Below are 15,794 nucleotides of genomic sequence, written 5' to 3' on the forward strand. Positions count from 1 at the left end.
CGCCGCGTCTCGGCGGATCACGGTCTCAGATGCCGACATTGGGGCGGTCGATGACCTCGCGCAGCGAAAAACTCGAATTGATCTTTACCACATGCGGCAGCGCCGAAAGCCAGTCGCGGTGGATGCGTTCATAGTCCTCCAGATCCTTCGCTGCCACGCGCAGGATATAGTCGTATTCCCCGGACATTAGGTAACAAACGAGCACATTGGGGCAGAGCTTCACCGCGGCTTCGAACTCCGCAAGCGTCTTGGCGAACTGCCCGGAGAGCGAAATATGCACGATGACCATGATCTTGTAGTCGAGCGCCTTGTGGGCGATACGCGCATGGTAACCGGCGATCGTCCCGGACTTTTCGAGGATATCGACCCGCCGCGAACAGGCGGACGGCGAGAGGCCGACCCTCACTGCGAGGTCGGCGTTCGAGATTCGGCCATCCTGCTGCAGAATGCGCAGAATCGAACGATCGATAGCATCCAAGCCAGCCATTCGCATCTTCTTTCGAATAGTCGTTGTTTTGCGCAATAACTCCCGAAAGCAATGCATGGATGAGCACGTCTTTGCAAGGACATTCGGAATGCCATCTGCTTTGCTGGACCCCTCATCAGCGCGGCAAAAAAGCCCACAGATAGGAGAGGAACGCAAAGATGCGTGTCGGTTGCCCGAAGGAAATCAAAAACCATGAATACCGTGTCGGCCTTACGCCCGGGTCAGTACGGGAATATGTAGCCCACGGCCACGAGGTCATCGTGGAAACAAAGGCCGGGGCGGGGATCGGGGCGGATGACGACTCCTATCGCGCAGCCGGTGCGAGGATCGTACCGACAGCCAGGGAAGTCTTCGAAAAGGCGGATATGATCGTCAAGGTCAAGGAGCCGCAGCCCTCCGAATGGGCGCAACTGCGCGAAGGCCAAATTCTCTATACCTATCTTCATCTCGCACCGGACCCGGAACAGACCCAGGGACTTCTCAAGTCCGGCGTCACGGCGATTGCCTACGAGACCGTGACGGATGAGCGCGGCGGGTTGCCGCTGCTTGCGCCGATGTCCGAGGTCGCGGGACGGCTGGCGATCCAGGCGGGCGCGACCTCGCTCCAGAAGGCAAATGGAGGCCGCGGAATCCTGCTCGGCGGCGTACCGGGCGTCCTTCCGGCCAAGGTCGCGATCATCGGTGGCGGCGTCGTCGGCCTGCATGCTGCCAAGATGGCTGCGGGTCTCGGGGCCGACGTTTCGATCCTGGACCGGTCCCTGCCGCGTCTGCGCCAACTCGACGATATCTTCAACGGCCGTGTCCATACGCGCTATTCGACGATCGATGCCTTGGAAGAGGAAGTCTTCTCCGCCGACATGGTCATCGGAGCCGTGCTCATTCCCGGCGCTGCTGCGCCGAAGCTCGTCACGCGCGAAATGCTGTCCGCCATGAAAAAAGGCGCTGTCATTGTCGATGTCGCGATCGACCAGGGCGGCTGCTTCGAGACGTCGCATGCGACGACGCACTCCGAACCAACCTACGAGGTCGACGGCATCGTGCATTACTGCGTCGCGAACATGCCGGGGGCCGTGCCGATCACGTCGGCGCACGCACTCAACAATGCGACGCTCCAATACGGACTTCAGCTCGCCGACCGCGGCCTCAAGGCGATCGCCGAGGACCGGCATCTGCGCGCCGGCCTCAATGTCCACCGAGGCCGCGTAACGAACGCGGCCGTGGCCGAAGCGCTCGGCTATGACGCCCACGCTCCCGAGGCCGTCCTTCACGTCGCCTGACCCGCTGAATCGCCCGGCGCCGTCAAGCGCCGGGCTCCCACTCAGGCCGCTTCGATGCGGCACTGGTAGCAGTTGTATTTTCCCGAGCGAACATGCACGAAGGCGACGTCCGGCCGTGCCAGCAATTCCTCGGCCCGCTGCTCGAGGTACTCGGCATCGACGGCCCCGCCGGTACCGTAGACGATGCACTCATCACTCCCGTAGCCACGCAGAAGATAGCTCTTGCTGGACGCGAGAATCGGCGGCACGGAGGCTCCGTCGTGAACCGCGCAATTTTCGGCATGCATGAAGATCGGTCCCGTTTCGGCATAGGCCTGGACCGACGAAAACGGCCGGTAGGCCAGAACGAGATAAGGCTGGCCTTCATCGACATTACGAAGACAGTGCCGGCACGGCACGCCGTCGCCGTCCGAAATGCGCCGCTCGGGCCGGTGGCCATAGGCATCCCGCCCGCCTTGCCTTAGCCGTTCCGCCTCTTCGACGGGCATTGCAACGTAATTGAGTTTCATGGCGCTTCTCCCGTTTGGCTGAATTCAGGAGAAAGATGCGCACTGGCGTCAGGGAACGACACCCGATACTTGCCGAACTTAGATCTAAGATCCTGAAGCCGTTCAGAGCTTCTTCGCGAAGGTGAGAAGTTCCTCGTCGCTCAGCGGCTCGACCACCGTCTCCCGCGTCGCGACCGGAGAAAAGCCGAACTGCTGGTAAAGCTGCAGCGCCCGGGGGTGATCGAGATTGTTCGTCGTGACCGTGACCTTGCGCGGGTTCATGGCCCAGGCCGCAAACAATGTCTGCAGCAAGAACCACTTACCGAGTCCCAGGCCGAGCGCGTGCTCCATGAGCCCGAAATGGGTGAGGTCGATGACGTCATCGTCGAGTTGCCGGAATTCGAAGAAACCGGCCGGCGCACCGTCCACATAGAGGACCATGACCGTCGTTCGCTTGTCGTGGAGGATAGCCGCCAGATCGTCGTCGCTCATGCGCAGGCGCTCCGCCCAGTGCCAGCGCTTTCCGACACGCAGATACAGAAAGCGGTAATAGGCGAGCGGAATATCCGAGACGCGCAGGATCGCCGTATGGATGTTGATCGGCATCGGCAGACTTTGCTTCGGCGGCGACGTCATTTCGAGTTCGGTCACGTGCGCCGTGATCGCGGCAGGCTTTGACCTTGGCATGGCTCTCACTCTTTACCGATTGCAACCGGAGTATCCGGCCGGCTACCCCATTCCGACCAGGAGCCATCATAAAGCGTATTCTCCTCGTGTCCCAAGGATTGAAGCGCAAGCGTGATGATGGCGGCGGTAATGCCGGAGCCGCAGCTCGTGACGACCGGCTTCGTCAGATCGATGCCGGCATCCGCGAAAGTCCGGCGCAGCGCATCGAGATCCTTGAACCTGCCCTTTTCGGAGAATACGCCCGACGGCAGGCTCCTTGCGCCCGGCATATGGCCCGACCGCATGCCGGCCCGCGGTTCCGGTTCCTCTCCGGCAAAGCGCCCGGCGCTGCGCGCATCGGCAATCTGCGAGAGCCGGTGCTCGACGACATCTCTCATGCGCTCGAACGAGGTGACGGCGTTCGGGTTGAAGACTGCGTTGAAAACCTGCGGGCTGAATTTCGGAACCTCGGTCGTCGTCGGCCGGCCGTCCGCTTTCCAGCCGTCCATCCCGCCATCGAGAACGAAGACGTTTTTGGCGCCCATGATTCGGAACATCCACCAGACTCTCGGAGCGGTGAAAATCCCCGGGCCGTCGTAGACGACGATCGTGTCGTTCTCGCTGATTCCCATTGCGCCCACGGCGTTGGCGAATGCCACGGGGGAGGGCAGGGTGTGCGGCAGCGCGCTCGACCGATCGGCGATCGCGTCCTGATCGAAGAAGACCGCCCCGGGAATGTGCGCGGCGGCGTATTCGGCTTGCCCGTCGCGGTTCTGCGCCGGCAGATACCAGGAGGCATCGATTATCTTGACCGACGGATCATCGAGGCGCTGTTCAAGCCAATCCGCAGAAACGACAAAGCGGCTCTTGTTTTCGTTATCACCATCCATCGTCGTCACTCCACTGGCTTTCTCATGCGAAAGAACAATTTCCCTGCGCACACTAGACCGCAACCCCATCTTCGGGCGTCGCGAAGCGTATACGGAAACGTCTGTTTTCCTTGCCCTTCTTCTCGATCTTGGCGATGTGGATCGCACCCACTTCCTGGGTCTCGGAAACATGCGTTCCGCCGCAGGGCTGGCTGTCGATCGATGAATTCTCGCCGATGCAGACGAGACTGACCCGGCCAAGCCCCATCGGCGGGCGGACGTTCTTCGACTTGACAATGCCCGGATTGGCGGCCAGCTCCTCGTCGGTGATCCACTGCACGTAGACCGGATGGTTCTCTTCGACGAGTTTCATCAGCGCTGCCGTGACCTCGTCCTTGTCGATCGTTTCGCTCATGTCGAAGTCCACGCGGCTTTCCTCCTCTCCCACGGCTGCGCCGGTGATCGGGAAGGGGCAGACGACCGACAGCAGGTGGCAGGCCGTGTGCATGCGCATCAGCCGGTAGCGGCGCGGCCAGTCGATGTGCAGCACGAGCTTCTCGCCGACCGCCGGCGTGGGCGCGCCGCCGGCAGGCATGTGAGCGATGACGTCCTTGGTCGCGCCGTGCCGGGTTTCGACGATGTCGATGCGGCTGCCGTCTTCGCGCTCGAGGAAACCCGTGTCTCCCGGCTGCCCGCCGGATGTCGCATAAAAGCAGGTCTGATCCAGCTGGATGCCGCCGCCTTCCAGGATTGCCGTCACACGTGCTTCGCAGGTCGAGAGGTAAAACTCGTCTCGGAAGAGGGCGGTGACGGTTCCGGTCATGGCAATCCTATCCAGCGGGTTCGTATGGCACTGCTATGTTCGAGGTCGTCTTCAGCCAGTCCGGAACCGGCAAACCCTTGGAGGTCAGGAAGTCCGGATTGAAGAGCTTCGACTGATAGCGGTTACCATAGTCGCAAAGGATCGTCACGACCGTGTGTCCCGGCCCGAGGTCACGAGCAAGCCGCACGGCTCCGGCGATGTTGATGCCGGTCGAGCCGCCGACGCAGATACCTTCCTGTTCGATGAGATCGAACACGTAGGGTACCGCTTCAGCATCGGGAATCTGGTAGGCGAAGTCCGGCGTGAAGCCTTCGAGGTTGGCGGTGATTCGGCCCTGACCGATGCCTTCGGTGATCGAGCTGCCGCTCGACTTGAGCTCGCCATGGGCATAAAAATTGTAGAGTGCCGCCCCTTCCGGGTCGGCGATGCCGATCTTGATCGCCGCATTGCGGGCGCGCAGACCTTCCGCCACACCGGCAAGCGTGCCGCCGGAGCCGACGGCGCAGATGAAGCCGTCGACCTTGCCGTCGGTGTCCCGCCAGATTTCAGGCGCCGTCGTGTCGACATGCGCTTGCCGGTTGGCGACATTGTCGAACTGGTTCGCCCAGATGGCGCCGTTGGGCTCTGTTTCGGCGAGTTGGGCCGCCAACCGGCCGGAGATCTTCACGTAGTTGTTGGGATTCTTGTAAGGCACAGCCGGAACTTCGACCAGTTCGGCCCCAAGCAGGCGCAGCGCGTCCTTCTTTTCCTGGCTCTGGGTTTCGGGGATGACGATGACGGTGCGGTATCCGAGTGCGCTGCCCACAACGGCAAGGCCGATCCCCGTATTGCCGGCCGTACCTTCGACAATCACGCCGCCCGGTCGCAACTGCCCGGCCTTCTCGGCCTGGCGGATGATCCAGAGCGCCGCCCGGTCCTTCACGGACTGTCCGGGATTGAGGAACTCCGCTTTGCCGAGAATGTTGCAGCCGGTCGCTTCGGAAACGGCCTTTAGCCGGATCAGCGGCGTGTTGCCGATTGCTTCGAGCACGGACGGAAGAACAGGCATTTTGAAAACCTCGCGCTAGACGGAACGGGTGCCGGCCTTAGCCAAGCACTAACCTCGGTCGACGGCAAGCCGATAAACATTTGGTTTCATGGGTAGGATTGCCGAAATATTGGCGTGTTTTCGGCTCACTCTGTCTTACAGGCAAGGAATAGCGTTTCGCAGCTTTCCTGTCCCGGGCAAAAAACGTCTCTGCCGTCAATCGACGGGCGGGAAGCGGAGATTGCGGGGCAGGCGCTTGCCGTCCGGAGAGGTATGGGACCGGCCGCTTATGCGGTGGCCCCGGTGAGAACCCCCGTCGACGAGCGAGGAAAAGATGACAGCCGTATTCACCGCCCGCCCCGAACATGGATTGGCATGGGTCACCGGCGCGAGTTCCGGAATCGGTCGAGCCGTGGCGCTTCGATTGGCCGAGGAAGGCTATTCGGTGGTGGTCACGGCGCGAAGTCACGAGAAGTTGGTAGACCTTCAGCACGAAGCGGCCGGAGCAGGGCGGATGATCGTTCTCGATGGAGACGTCACCGATCCGAAGGACATGGAGCGGCTCTTGGCAAAAATCGAATACGAGCACGGGCAGGTGGCACTCGCCGTGCTCAACGCCGGCGTCGTCCTGCCGGTCCGTGGCGACGACCTGCAGCGAGACGCCTTCGACAGAAGCTTCGCGGTCAATCTCAACGGGGTCGTCAACTGCCTCGTTCCGCTTGTCGAACATATGAAGGCCAAGGGGCATGGACAAATCGCGATCATGTCGTCGGTGGCCGGCTATGGGGGGCTGCCGATGGGCGCCGCCTATGGTGCGAGCAAGGCGGCACTCATCAACATGGCGGAGAGCCTGAAATTCGATCTCGATCGTATCGGCATCCGCCTGCAAGTCATCTGTCCCGGCTTCGTGGATACGAAGGCCGTGCCGAAAGGCGGATTCCCGAGACCCGCGCTGGTGAGCACGGAGGAGGCGGCAGAGCGGATATGCGCGGGGCTGAAGTCTTCGCGTTTCGAGATCACCTTCCCGAAACGATTTACGTACTTGGTCAAATTGCTGCGGATCCTGCCCTATGGGCTTTATTTCGCGCTTCTCGATCGGCTGGTACCGGGGAGGGCAGCCGTCGCCGCGCCTCCGAAGAACAAGCGCTCAGGATCCGACGGACAGCCGTCAGGCGCTGTCAAGCATCAGCACCGCCCTCGACCCCTGCAATCTTGACCCGACATCCCATGCCCGGCCAAGGTCCGCGCCGATATGGGTCTTTCCGCCGGGGATCGTGTGGACTTCATCCGTATGGAGGACGGCCACTACGCCGTTGTGCCCGCTTCCCATTCGATCAGATCGCTCAAGGGGATCGTTCCTCGTCCGGACAGGCCAGTCAGTCTCGAGGATATGCAGAAAGCGATAGCCGCTGGATCCACCGGCGAATGATCGGCATCGATACGAACCTGCTCGTGCGCTACCTGGCGCAGGACGATACGATCCAGTCACCGTTGGCTTCGCAAATCATTGACGGCTTCACATCCGAGGCGCCGGGCTACATCTCGCAGGTGGTTCTTGTCGAACCGTCCGGGTCTTAACGCGCTTATATAGGATGCCACGCGAAGCCGTTGCTCGCGTTATAGAAACTTTGTTGCGAGCGCGTGAGATCGTGGTTGATCGAGCGGATGCCGGTTATCTGGCGCTTGCCACCTACCGCACGACGAAGGCGGACTTCTCCGATGCGCTGATCGCCCACGGCGGGCGCTTGGCAGGCTGCGCCGAAACGCTGACCTTCGACAAGCCGGCAGCCGATCATGCCGGAGTGCGCCTCGTAAAGCGATGACCAGCTGCTGGTGCCGGGCAGGCAGCCCGTCGCTTCGCCCCTGAGGAAGAAGCGCTCAGGCTCAGATGGACAGCCGCGTCAGGCGGTGTGAAGCACCAGCACCGCGCTGAAAATCAGTGACAGTCCAAGCCAGCCGATCGGTTTCAGCCTCTGACCGAAGAAAAGGCGGCCGCAGATGGCCGTACCGAAGATTCCGGTTGCGCCGAGAATGGCATAGGCGATCGCCAGGTCCATGTCCTTGATCGCTTCCGCCAGGAGCGCGAAGGCCGCAAGCACCAGGACGATCGAAAGGGCACCCCAGCCGCGGCGGGCAAAGCCGTTCGACTTCGTCGAGGCGAGATTCGCTGCCACATCGAGCACACCGGCGGCGACCGCGAATGCGAAGGAGAGACCCGACGCGCTCATGCGGCGGTTTCCGCGGCATCGCTCCTGCCGGCATTGAGGAGAAGTATTCCCGCGACGGCCATCGCAAGGCCCAGCATCTCGCGACCGGAAAGCGCATGGCCGAAAACGAAAACAGAGACGAGCGTGATCACGGCGACGCCCGATCCTTCCCAGACCGCATAGGCGACGCCGACCGGAATGGTCTTCACCGCTCGCGCCAGGAAGACGTAGGAGAGCGCGATCGAGGCATACATGACGATATGCCCCCAATAGGTGCCGGAGCCGGATGCCGCCTTCATCACGGTCAGGCCGACGACCTCGGTCGCGATCGCAAGGACCAGGAAAAGCCATGCGATACGCATGAGGAAACCTACGAGAAAAATCAGCCCGAAAAGATGAAAGCTGGCTCACCGGGCAGAATGAAAGCGCGAATTACGAATTCTCGATTCCACTAACCGTGTCAACGCCAAAGACGCCCGAAACCAGCACTCAGAGAGCGAGCTGTCGCTTTGGCGCGAGAACGAGGCATCGTTCGAACGCGAGATCTCACCGCCGTCGGTGCCAGGCCGGTAGTCCTCACGCCCACGCAGGAACCGGACTGCTGACGCACCCGTCTGCGGTTACATCTCGGCGCGCAAGGCACGATCCACAAAATCGTCTGGATCGCTCGTAAAGTCTTGATAGAGCTTGAAGTGCCGCGTCTCCCGTAGCTCGATTTCGGCAAGGCCCGCGCGGGTGATCTCCAGCAGCCGGGCACCAGGAACGCCCATCAGGATGGGCGAATGCGTGGCCATGATGATCTGCGCATTGGCCGATCCCTGAATGGCATGAAGAAGGCGAAGCAGTTCCAGTTGTCGCTTCGGAGAAAGCGCGCTTTCCGGCTCGTCCAGAAGGTATATCCCCTGTCTGGACATGCGCTCCTCGAAAAAGCGAACGAAGCCTTCGCCATGGCTCCAGGACAGAAAGTCCGGAGGGGCAGCATTGGCGTCCCGCGCGGCTTCGTCGAGGAAGCGTGCGACCGAGAAGAAGGATTCGGCACGAAAGAACCAGCCAGCGGTCACCTTGGGCAACCAGGATGCTCGCAAGGCGCTGGCGAGATGGGCACCGCTGCGGTCGACGGCACGGGAATGATCGACCGGCATGTAACCCTTGCCGCCCCCGGCCTCATCGAACCCGCACAAGGCGGCCACAGCTTCGATCAGAGTGGATTTCCCCGTGCCGTTCTCACCCACGATGATTGTCACCGGTGTCGGGAAATCGAGAGTGAAATCCTTGTCCATCCATGGCAGGTTGAAGGGATACTGCTCGTCCAAGCTCGCATCCTCCCGCATGCAGAGGCGCTTCAGGTATGGGGCTGGCAGGCTCGTCAATCTTGTCTTTCGCATCGCACCGTACAGTCTTTAGCAGTTCGTGACGTGGGAACCGCGGCTGCGCCAGGACTCGCCCTGCCGAACAAATTGAAGCGGCCGGGAGCGTCACCCGCTCGGGGTCTCTGCCTGTCAAGCAGCGGTTACGCTACCGGCAAGACCCAATTGGCGCTGCAGGATGGATGCCGCATTGTAGCAGTGAAAGGAGACCACCTTCCCATCCCGCAGGTGAAAGACATCGCAGCAAGGAACATCGATGGTCCTGCCGGTCGGGGGGACTGTGCCCGCTGGCGTCTCCAGTGCTCCTCTATGGGTGCCGCGAATGGCAAGCTCGACAACGATGACATCTTCCACCGCGTAGATGTTGAAGAGTTCTCGGTGGATATCCGGAAAGGCCTGAGCCATGCCGCCCGCAACCATGGCGATGTCCTTGCCGCGGAACTCCATATCGGTCGGGACATCCCGCACATAGGCATCTTCAGAGAAGAAGGAGACGAACTTGCCGACATCCAGTCCGTCTCCCTCTGCTGCAGCATACAGGTCTTTGATCGTATGGATGTTTTCTCTCATTGACAGCTCCTCGTTCGAACTTCCGGGTATCCCGACTCTTCCGGCCAAAGGATGGAAGACATGTAGACGCTCACTGTCTCCATGGGTAGAACATACAAAAAGGTAAGTGTGAGCTTTTCTTATGGATAGACCAAAAAACCAATGTGGCCTGGACGTTTCGCTGTCAGTCATCGGCGGCAAGTGGAAGCCGTTGGTCCTTTACCATCTCCAGGATGGCCCTACGCGATTTTCCGAGATCAGACGGCGCGTGGGAGGCATCAGCGAAAAAGTGCTGATCCAGCAGCTACGGGAGTTGGTCGCAATGAAGGTTCTTGTACGCCACGATCACCAACAGGTGCCTCCGGTGGTCGACTATGCGCTGACACCGTTCGGCGAGACGCTCGTTCAGGCGCTGGTTCCGCTCTGCAAATGGGGCAATCAGAACCGTGCGCAGGTAGCGGGCATGCTGCAGCAATCGTCGCAGGTGGCATCCAATTGAGACGCGGACGGGGAAAGATCGGTTAGCAAGCTTCCGGGGCGTCATCGGCGAGAGCCACCATCTGCGCAGCACCGTTAGAAGATCCGAATACGAGCGGGGCTGGCAATAGCGGGGCTACCGTTCAGCAGGGGCCAAATTTGGAAAAGCTACGCCGACTCCTAACCAAGCCCTGATTTGCCCCGGCATGATCGAAGCGTCTCCTTGAACAACTCGAATGCCGTCGTGCCTTGCCGATCGGGGTAATACAGGTGGTAGCCTGCGAACGGCTCGCACCACGGCTCCATCAGGCGGATGAGACGGCCATCGGCAATTGGCGCCGCCACGAGATCTTCCAGGATGTAGAGGATACCGAACCCCTCAAGGGCGGCGGCCACCAGCAGGTCGCCGTCGTTGAACACCGGCCCGCGGCCTGGCACGACCGTCACCGCATGGCCGTCGCGCTCGAACAACCAGCGAGACAGGTCGCCATGGGCGATGCAGCGATGCGCCGTGAGGTCCGAAGGCTCCATCGGCGCCGGATAGTCGCTCAGATAGCTGGGAGCGGCCACCACCGCGACGCGAAGTGGAGGCCCGATCGGCAGCGCGATCATGTCCTTCTCCAATCGCTCGCCGAGCCGAATGCCTGCATCGTAGCGGCCCGCAACGATATCTATCATCCCGCTCTCCACGCACACCTCAACTTCGATGCCGGGGTGGCTACGCATGAAGGACGGGAGCATCGGCCACAGCACTGTGTCGGCCGCGTGTTTGCCCGTCGTGATCCGCACGGTGCCGATCGCCGCTCCGCGTGCCTGCGACAGCTCCTTGATCTCGTCATCCAACCCCGCCAAGGCCGGCGACAGGGTCGCGAGCAGCCGCTCGCCAGCAGCAGTCGGGGCGACGCTGCGTGTCGTGCGAGAGAGCAGGCGAAAACCCAGTTGGCCCTCCAGGCGCTTCATGGTCTGGCTCAACGCTGATTGCGTGACACCGAGCCGCCTCGCGGCGCGCGTGAAGCTGCGATCCGAGGCGATAGCCGCGAAAACCGCAAGGTCGCTGAACTGATCCGGCCGCATTGATAATCCCTGCTACTGGGGCCTATCACCTATTAGAGGGTTATTTCGATACATTACCATGGCTACATAGTCCAAGTCAGCGAGAACGCGAGGAACAGACTATGGCGAAGGTTTGGTTGGTGACGGGCGCAAGCCGCGGGCTGGGACGCGAGATCACGCGCGCGGCGCTGGATGCGGGCGAAACGGTTGTGGCAACGGCGCGGTCCGCTGATGCAGTGCGCAACGCCTTTGGGGGCGACCAGGATCGCCTGCACGCCTTCGCGCTCGATATCACCGACGCCGAAGCCGCAAAGTCGGTCGCCGCCGAGGCCGTTAAACGGTTTGGTGCGATCGACGTGCTGGTCAACAATGCCGGATATGCCGAGCTGGGTTTCTTCGAGACCTTCACGGATGGCGCTGTGCGGCGTCAGTTCGAGGTGAACCTGTTCGGCACGATGAACGTCGCGCGCGCAGTCGTCCCCCATATGCGCAAGCGTCGCTCAGGCCTCATCATCACAATCTCATCGGTCAGCGGACTGGTCTCCAACGGCGGGGGGTCGGTGTACTCTGCGTCGAAATTCGCGGTCGAGGGCTGGATGGAGGGCTTTGCGCAGGAGCTTGCACCGTTTGGCCTCCGCTCGCTCCTGGTCGAACCGGGGATGCTGCGCACCGACTTTATGGATCGGAAGTCGGCGAGCTTCGGCAGCATCGACATTCCAGACTACGCTGAGGCGGTCGCGCAGTATCAATCGTTCGTGGACGGGGCGAACGGCAACCAGCCGAACGATCCGAGGCTGCTTGCCGCACGAATTGTGGAGCTCGCTTCCCAAGACGAGGCGCCGGCGCGTCTCATCTTTGGCGACGACGCCAAGCAGTGGGCCCGTGAGAAGGTCGACAGGTTCCGAGAGGAGATCGCTCAGTCCGCCGATCGCGGCTGACACGCCAAACGGGGCGCCGGCGAGGAGGTGATGCTCGGCCCCGGCGGCAGTTCGAAAGCTGATTTCAGCTTCCGGCGCACTAACGACATGAGGTCGCCGCCAAGAACGATGTCTGCTTTCAGGGAGGCATGATGACGACCTGTATGACCGACATGGGCGCGCAAGGCTGCCAATAAGACTCCGCTTTTGAGTAGTCCGCTTCGGGTCGTTCATTCCAGTTCAGATGACGTCGCAGCAGGGTGGAAAGTTGGGCCTTGGAGGCTGGCCCATGTCGCCGAACCTTCCATCCTGCATTCTTCGGGTCATGCCGCTCACGGTCAGCGATGTGCTGCTCACAGATTGGCGGAATATTTCGATCGCTCGGTATCGAACACCATCAGCCGCAGAGCGCTATGGCATCCTTCGTAGAAGAGCACTTGTCCGGCAGCGCGCACAGATAGGCGACATCATGGCCGCATGGTGGGCCGCTCAGATGGTTACGATCCGCCCTTGAGGAGGGGTGACTCTTCCAATGCCTCGATCATGTATTCAATGAAGGCTCGAACCCGATGCGGCAGTGGCCCACCGCCCACGTAAATGGCGTGGATCAGTTCGAGGTCACCTGGATTGCAGTCCTCGAGCAGAGGCACGAGCCTTCCGGCGGCGATGTCGGCGGCGACGTGAAACAGCCCGAGCCGTGCAACGCCGACTCCGGCCAGCACCATCTGCTTCATCGTCTCACCGTTGTTGACGACCAGGCTTCCGGTGACCGCCTGGGCGATCTCCCGGCCGTCCCACCGGAAGGGCCATGAGGGCCGCTCGCGGCGAAAGTTGAAGGTCAGGCAGTCATGACGCTCAAGGTCGGCGGGCGTTTGGGGCTTTCCTTTGCGTTCCAGGTACGAAGGCGCGGCGCACACCACTCGCCTGCTCTGACCGAGCTTTCGCGCGATCAGGCCGCTGTCCGGCAGGTTGCCCATGCGAATGGCGACGTCGGTCTTTTCCGCGACGAGATCGACGATACCGTCTGCGAAGCTGAGATCAACGATCAAATCGGGGTTCCGCGCGATGAAGGCGGGCATCGCAGGCGCCACGAACATGGTGCCGAACGGAATGGTGGCGTTCACCCGAAGCCGGCCACGAACGGCGCCGCCCGACGCTTCCCGATCAGCATCGTTCAGAGCCTGCAAGATCTTGAGCGCGGCGTGATGATAAGCCTCGCCTTCTTCGGTCAGCGTTAGCGCGCGGGTCGTGCGCATCAGAAGGCGCGTGCCAAGTCTTGCCTCCAGACGCGCGATCAGCTTGCTGACCGCCGATGGCGTGATGTCGAGGCTGCGCGCGGCCGCCGAGAAGCCGCCCTCCTGCACCACTCGCGCAAACACCTCCATCTCGCCAGAGCGTTCCATCAAAATGCGCGGCACTGATGATCTCCATTCACAGGTGCATATCCAGTGGCGGCAATAGTTCCTCGGGCTCTCAGATCATAGATTGCGTTCGGACACAATCAGGAGCCACGTCATGGATTTGCAACTGACCGATAAAACCGCGCTCGTTACCGGCGCCACCGCTGGTATCGGGCTCGAAATCGCCCGCGCGCTCGCCCGCGAAGGCGCGAATGTGATCATCACCGGCCGCGACCGGCCGAAGCTCGACATAGCCATCACCGACATCAAGACGTCCGGCGGGGAATCCGTTGCCGGCGTTCTCGCAGACGCTGCCACCGCTGATGGCGCAGCGACCATCGCCAAGGCCGCGCCGTCGGTCGACATCCTGGTCAATAATCTTGGCATTTACGAAAGCAAGGACTTCGGCGCCATCACCGACGCTGACTGGAACCATCTCTTCGAGGTGAACGTGATGAGCGGCGTACGCCTGTCGCGCGCTTACCTGCCTGGCATGCTGGAGCAGAACTGGGGTCGGATCATCTTCATCTCAAGCGAGTCCGGCCTCGCCATCCCGCCCGACATGATCCATTACGCGACCACCAAGACGGCGCAACTCTCCGTCTCGCGCGGTCTGGCGCAACTGACGCGCGGCACCAACGTCACGGTGAACGCGGTGCTGCCGGGGCCGACCCGTTCGGAAGGCATCGAGACCTTCCTGCGCAGCCAGGCGACCGATCCTTCCGCTCCGATCAAAGAGATCGAAGCCGAATTCTTCGCCACTGCGCGCTCCGCTTCGATCCTGCAGCGGATGGTGGAGGCAGAAGAAGTGGCAAACCTCATCACCTATCTCGCCAGCCCGCGTTCGTCAGCCACCAACGGCGCAGCACTGCGCGCCGAAGGCGGCCTCGTCAACACGATTGCCTGAGAGAGCGCGTTCGATGTCAAATTCTCCGCTCACCATCATTGCCATGACTACCGCCAAAGCCGGCAAGGAGGCGGCCCTTGGGGCTGCCCAGGAAAAGCTCGTTGCCGAGACTCTCATGGAGGACGGCTGCCTGCGCTACGAACTGCACCAGTCCCTCGATGACGGCCGCATTCGCATCTTCGTCGAAAGCTGGGAGAGCGAAGCACAATGGCGTGCCCACATGGAAGGCGCTGCCATGCAGCGGTTTCTGGCCAGCGGCGTCGGCGACTATTTCGCCGATTTCTCGCTGCATCGGCTGGCGAAGATCGCCGGCTGACACAGCCGCAACACACTCCTGACCACGCAATTTTCAAGCATCCGGAGACAGACGATGAAATACCTGCGTCGCCTCGCCATCACCCTTGCCCTCGGTTTCAGCGCCGCCAGCGCCCATGCAGCAAACGTGCTGGTGGTTCTTTCCGATTCAGACCATCTCGACCTGAAGGACGGCAAGGTCTTCCAGACCGGCTTTTACCTCAACGAACTGATGCAGCCGGTCGAGGCGCTGCTCGATGCCGGTCACGAGATCACCTTCGCCACCCCCAAGGGCACGGCGCCGTCCATCGACAAGACCTCTATCGACAAGATGTATTTCGGCGGAGACGAAGCTGCGATGAAGGCGAGCGAAGCGCAGCTTGAGGAAATCGGCTTGCTGTCTGACACTGCCTCGCCCGTAATCAGCCTCGCGCGGGTCGAGCAGATCGGCTACGACCATTTCGACGCGGTCTATGTCCCTGGCGGCCATGCCCCGATGCAGGATCTTCTTGTCAGCCCGGAGCTCGGCAAGGTGCTGACGCATTTCCATGAACAGGGCAAGGCGACCGCGCTCGCCTGCCATGGCCCCATCGCGCTCATCTCGACCCTGCGGGACCCGAAGGCTTTCACCACACAGCTGGAAACCGAAGGCGCAGCGAAAGCAGACCGTGAATGGATCTATGCCGGCTACAACCTGACTGTGATCAGCAATGAGGAAGAGGAACTGGCAAAGGGATTGCTCGGCGGCGGCGCGATGAAGTTCTATCCGCAGGATGCCCTCACGCAAGCAGGTGCTCGCTATCGTCAGTCCGATGCGCCCTTCAGCGCGCATGTCGTCACCGATCGGGAACTGATCACGGGCCAAAATCCGGCCTCGGCCCCCGCCGTGGCGCAGGAACTCCTCAAGCGCTTGAAGTAAGCGGCGACATGTCCGGCCAGCACGAGGCCAGCCGGCGAGACCGCGCTCAGTTGCGGCGTTGATGCGG

Annotated in this window: 20 protein-coding genes and 1 pseudogene; 9 read left to right on the top strand and 12 right to left on the bottom strand. The window is 61.7% G+C overall.

What is annotated here, in order from left to right:
- Nucleotides 1-25: 25 nt before the first annotated feature.
- Entirely contained in the window at nt 26-487 is a 462-nt protein-coding gene (locus BHD07_RS21820; protein ID WP_338283052.1) for an Lrp/AsnC family transcriptional regulator, read from the bottom strand.
- Between the two features lie 158 nt (nt 488-645).
- Between BHD07_RS21820 and ald the strand changes: the two genes are divergently transcribed.
- Nucleotides 646-1,764, top strand: coding sequence for an alanine dehydrogenase (ald, locus tag BHD07_RS21825; protein ID WP_338283053.1), 1,119 nt, complete (start codon nt 646-648; stop codon nt 1,762-1,764).
- Between the two features lie 41 nt (nt 1,765-1,805).
- Here the strand turns inward: ald and BHD07_RS21830 are convergent, their stop codons facing one another.
- The 5 genes from BHD07_RS21830 to BHD07_RS21850 form a co-directional block, all read right to left on the bottom strand.
- Nucleotides 1,806-2,273 (bottom strand): DUF1203 domain-containing protein, encoded by a 468-nt coding sequence (locus tag BHD07_RS21830; protein WP_338283054.1) that lies wholly within the window; start codon nt 2,271-2,273, stop codon nt 1,806-1,808.
- A gap of 102 nt (nt 2,274-2,375) precedes the next feature.
- On the bottom strand, nt 2,376-2,939 hold the full coding sequence (locus BHD07_RS21835; protein WP_018094935.1) for a GNAT family N-acetyltransferase: 564 nt from the start codon (nt 2,937-2,939) through the stop codon (nt 2,376-2,378).
- Nucleotides 2,940-2,944: 5 nt separating this feature from the next.
- Nucleotides 2,945-3,808: a 3-mercaptopyruvate sulfurtransferase gene (sseA, locus tag BHD07_RS21840; RefSeq protein ID WP_338283055.1), complete on the bottom strand. Its 864-nt coding sequence runs from the start codon at nt 3,806-3,808 to the stop codon at nt 2,945-2,947.
- A 52-nt stretch (nt 3,809-3,860) separates the two neighbouring features.
- Nucleotides 3,861-4,610, bottom strand: coding sequence for an alanyl-tRNA editing protein (locus BHD07_RS21845; protein WP_338283056.1), 750 nt, complete (start codon nt 4,608-4,610; stop codon nt 3,861-3,863).
- 7 nt (nt 4,611-4,617) lie between these two features.
- Nucleotides 4,618-5,658 carry a cysteine synthase A gene (locus BHD07_RS21850; RefSeq protein ID WP_026168589.1) on the bottom strand — a complete coding sequence of 347 codons (1,041 nt, stop codon included), beginning with the start codon at nt 5,656-5,658 and terminating at the stop codon, nt 4,618-4,620.
- 313 nt (nt 5,659-5,971) lie between these two features.
- Here BHD07_RS21850 and BHD07_RS21855 point away from each other — a divergent pair, with 313 nt between their 5' ends.
- The 3 genes and pseudogenes from BHD07_RS21855 to BHD07_RS21865 all read left to right on the top strand — a co-directional run bounded on the left by BHD07_RS21855 (nt 5,972) and on the right by BHD07_RS21865 (nt 7,460).
- Complete coding sequence (locus tag BHD07_RS21855; protein WP_338283057.1) at nt 5,972-6,853, top strand: SDR family NAD(P)-dependent oxidoreductase; 882 nt, start codon at nt 5,972-5,974, stop codon at nt 6,851-6,853.
- 6 nt (nt 6,854-6,859) lie between these two features.
- Nucleotides 6,860-7,066, top strand: coding sequence for an AbrB/MazE/SpoVT family DNA-binding domain-containing protein (locus tag BHD07_RS21860; protein ID WP_324763453.1), 207 nt, complete (start codon nt 6,860-6,862; stop codon nt 7,064-7,066).
- Nucleotides 7,063-7,460 (top strand): annotated as a pseudogene (locus BHD07_RS21865) (PIN domain-containing protein). The gene BHD07_RS21860 and the pseudogene BHD07_RS21865 overlap by 4 nt, the downstream one beginning before the upstream one ends.
- Before the next feature lie 78 nt (nt 7,461-7,538).
- Here BHD07_RS21865 and BHD07_RS21870 read toward each other — a convergent pair.
- From BHD07_RS21870 to BHD07_RS21885, 4 genes are all read right to left on the bottom strand, one after another.
- Complete coding sequence (locus BHD07_RS21870) at nt 7,539-7,865, bottom strand: multidrug efflux SMR transporter (protein WP_338283058.1); 327 nt, start codon at nt 7,863-7,865, stop codon at nt 7,539-7,541.
- Nucleotides 7,862-8,206 (bottom strand): SMR family transporter, encoded by a 345-nt coding sequence (locus BHD07_RS21875; protein ID WP_026168588.1) that lies wholly within the window; start codon nt 8,204-8,206, stop codon nt 7,862-7,864. The genes BHD07_RS21870 and BHD07_RS21875 overlap by 4 nt, the downstream gene beginning before the upstream one ends.
- Before the next feature lie 258 nt (nt 8,207-8,464).
- The gene (locus BHD07_RS21880; protein WP_338283059.1) at nt 8,465-9,229 is read right to left on the bottom strand and encodes an AAA family ATPase; all 765 of its coding nucleotides are present in this window, start codon (nt 9,227-9,229) and stop codon (nt 8,465-8,467) included.
- Between the two features lie 114 nt (nt 9,230-9,343).
- A complete protein-coding gene (locus BHD07_RS21885) occupies nt 9,344-9,781 on the bottom strand; it encodes an ester cyclase (protein ID WP_338283060.1) in 438 nt (145 codons plus the stop codon).
- 121 nt (nt 9,782-9,902) lie between these two features.
- On the opposite strand from BHD07_RS21885, the gene BHD07_RS21890 reads away from it, so the two are divergent.
- A complete protein-coding gene (locus tag BHD07_RS21890) occupies nt 9,903-10,259 on the top strand; it encodes a winged helix-turn-helix transcriptional regulator (RefSeq protein WP_338283061.1) in 357 nt (118 codons plus the stop codon).
- A gap of 158 nt (nt 10,260-10,417) precedes the next feature.
- Here the strand turns inward: BHD07_RS21890 and BHD07_RS21895 are convergent, their stop codons facing one another.
- A complete protein-coding gene (locus BHD07_RS21895) occupies nt 10,418-11,311 on the bottom strand; it encodes a LysR family transcriptional regulator (protein ID WP_338283062.1) in 894 nt (297 codons plus the stop codon).
- Nucleotides 11,312-11,412: 101 nt separating this feature from the next.
- Between BHD07_RS21895 and BHD07_RS21900 the strand changes: the two genes are divergently transcribed.
- The gene (locus tag BHD07_RS21900) at nt 11,413-12,228 is read left to right on the top strand and encodes an SDR family NAD(P)-dependent oxidoreductase (RefSeq protein ID WP_338283063.1); all 816 of its coding nucleotides are present in this window, start codon (nt 11,413-11,415) and stop codon (nt 12,226-12,228) included.
- A gap of 476 nt (nt 12,229-12,704) precedes the next feature.
- Here BHD07_RS21900 and BHD07_RS21905 read toward each other — a convergent pair whose 3' ends face one another.
- Nucleotides 12,705-13,625 carry a LysR substrate-binding domain-containing protein gene (locus tag BHD07_RS21905; RefSeq protein WP_338283064.1) on the bottom strand — a complete coding sequence of 307 codons (921 nt, stop codon included), beginning with the start codon at nt 13,623-13,625 and terminating at the stop codon, nt 12,705-12,707.
- A gap of 97 nt (nt 13,626-13,722) precedes the next feature.
- Between BHD07_RS21905 and BHD07_RS21910 the strand changes: the two genes are divergently transcribed.
- The 3 genes from BHD07_RS21910 to BHD07_RS21920 are packed head-to-tail and all read left to right on the top strand — an operon-like array spanning nt 13,723 to nt 15,727.
- Nucleotides 13,723-14,514 carry an SDR family NAD(P)-dependent oxidoreductase gene (locus BHD07_RS21910; protein ID WP_338283065.1) on the top strand — a complete coding sequence of 264 codons (792 nt, stop codon included), beginning with the start codon at nt 13,723-13,725 and terminating at the stop codon, nt 14,512-14,514.
- Between the two features lie 13 nt (nt 14,515-14,527).
- Nucleotides 14,528-14,830, top strand: coding sequence for a putative quinol monooxygenase (locus BHD07_RS21915; protein ID WP_338283067.1), 303 nt, complete (start codon nt 14,528-14,530; stop codon nt 14,828-14,830).
- 54 nt (nt 14,831-14,884) lie between these two features.
- Nucleotides 14,885-15,727: a type 1 glutamine amidotransferase domain-containing protein gene (locus BHD07_RS21920; RefSeq protein WP_100674267.1), complete on the top strand. Its 843-nt coding sequence runs from the start codon at nt 14,885-14,887 to the stop codon at nt 15,725-15,727.
- The last annotated feature ends 67 nt before the right edge of the window (nt 15,728-15,794 follow it).

This window comes from Sinorhizobium sp. KGO-5, from assembly GCF_036245905.1.
Lineage (GTDB): Bacteria > Pseudomonadota > Alphaproteobacteria > Rhizobiales > Rhizobiaceae > Sinorhizobium > Sinorhizobium meliloti_A.

Bases quoted from the DNA above. Each gene is read 5' to 3' on its own strand.
- BHD07_RS21820 (WP_338283052.1), bottom strand. From the start codon at position 487: ATGGCTGGCTTGGATGCTATCGATCGTTCGATTCTGCGCATTCTGCAG.
- ald (WP_338283053.1), top strand. From the start codon at position 646: ATGCGTGTCGGTTGCCCGAAGGAAATCAAAAACCATGAATACCGTGTC.
- BHD07_RS21830 (WP_338283054.1), bottom strand. From the start codon at position 2,273: ATGAAACTCAATTACGTTGCAATGCCCGTCGAAGAGGCGGAACGGCTA.
- BHD07_RS21835 (WP_018094935.1), bottom strand. From the start codon at position 2,939: ATGCCAAGGTCAAAGCCTGCCGCGATCACGGCGCACGTGACCGAACTC.
- sseA (WP_338283055.1), bottom strand. From the start codon at position 3,808: ATGGATGGTGATAACGAAAACAAGAGCCGCTTTGTCGTTTCTGCGGAT.
- BHD07_RS21845 (WP_338283056.1), bottom strand. From the start codon at position 4,610: ATGACCGGAACCGTCACCGCCCTCTTCCGAGACGAGTTTTACCTCTCG.
- BHD07_RS21850 (WP_026168589.1), bottom strand. From the start codon at position 5,658: ATGCCTGTTCTTCCGTCCGTGCTCGAAGCAATCGGCAACACGCCGCTG.
- BHD07_RS21855 (WP_338283057.1), top strand. From the start codon at position 5,972: ATGACAGCCGTATTCACCGCCCGCCCCGAACATGGATTGGCATGGGTC.
- BHD07_RS21870 (WP_338283058.1), bottom strand. From the start codon at position 7,865: ATGAGCGCGTCGGGTCTCTCCTTCGCATTCGCGGTCGCCGCCGGTGTG.
- BHD07_RS21875 (WP_026168588.1), bottom strand. From the start codon at position 8,206: ATGCGTATCGCATGGCTTTTCCTGGTCCTTGCGATCGCGACCGAGGTC.
- BHD07_RS21880 (WP_338283059.1), bottom strand. From the start codon at position 9,229: ATGCGAAAGACAAGATTGACGAGCCTGCCAGCCCCATACCTGAAGCGC.
- BHD07_RS21885 (WP_338283060.1), bottom strand. From the start codon at position 9,781: ATGAGAGAAAACATCCATACGATCAAAGACCTGTATGCTGCAGCAGAG.
- BHD07_RS21890 (WP_338283061.1), top strand. From the start codon at position 9,903: ATGGATAGACCAAAAAACCAATGTGGCCTGGACGTTTCGCTGTCAGTC.
- BHD07_RS21895 (WP_338283062.1), bottom strand. From the start codon at position 11,311: ATGCGGCCGGATCAGTTCAGCGACCTTGCGGTTTTCGCGGCTATCGCC.
- BHD07_RS21900 (WP_338283063.1), top strand. From the start codon at position 11,413: ATGGCGAAGGTTTGGTTGGTGACGGGCGCAAGCCGCGGGCTGGGACGC.
- BHD07_RS21910 (WP_338283065.1), top strand. From the start codon at position 13,723: ATGGATTTGCAACTGACCGATAAAACCGCGCTCGTTACCGGCGCCACC.
- BHD07_RS21915 (WP_338283067.1), top strand. From the start codon at position 14,528: ATGTCAAATTCTCCGCTCACCATCATTGCCATGACTACCGCCAAAGCC.
- BHD07_RS21920 (WP_100674267.1), top strand. From the start codon at position 14,885: ATGAAATACCTGCGTCGCCTCGCCATCACCCTTGCCCTCGGTTTCAGC.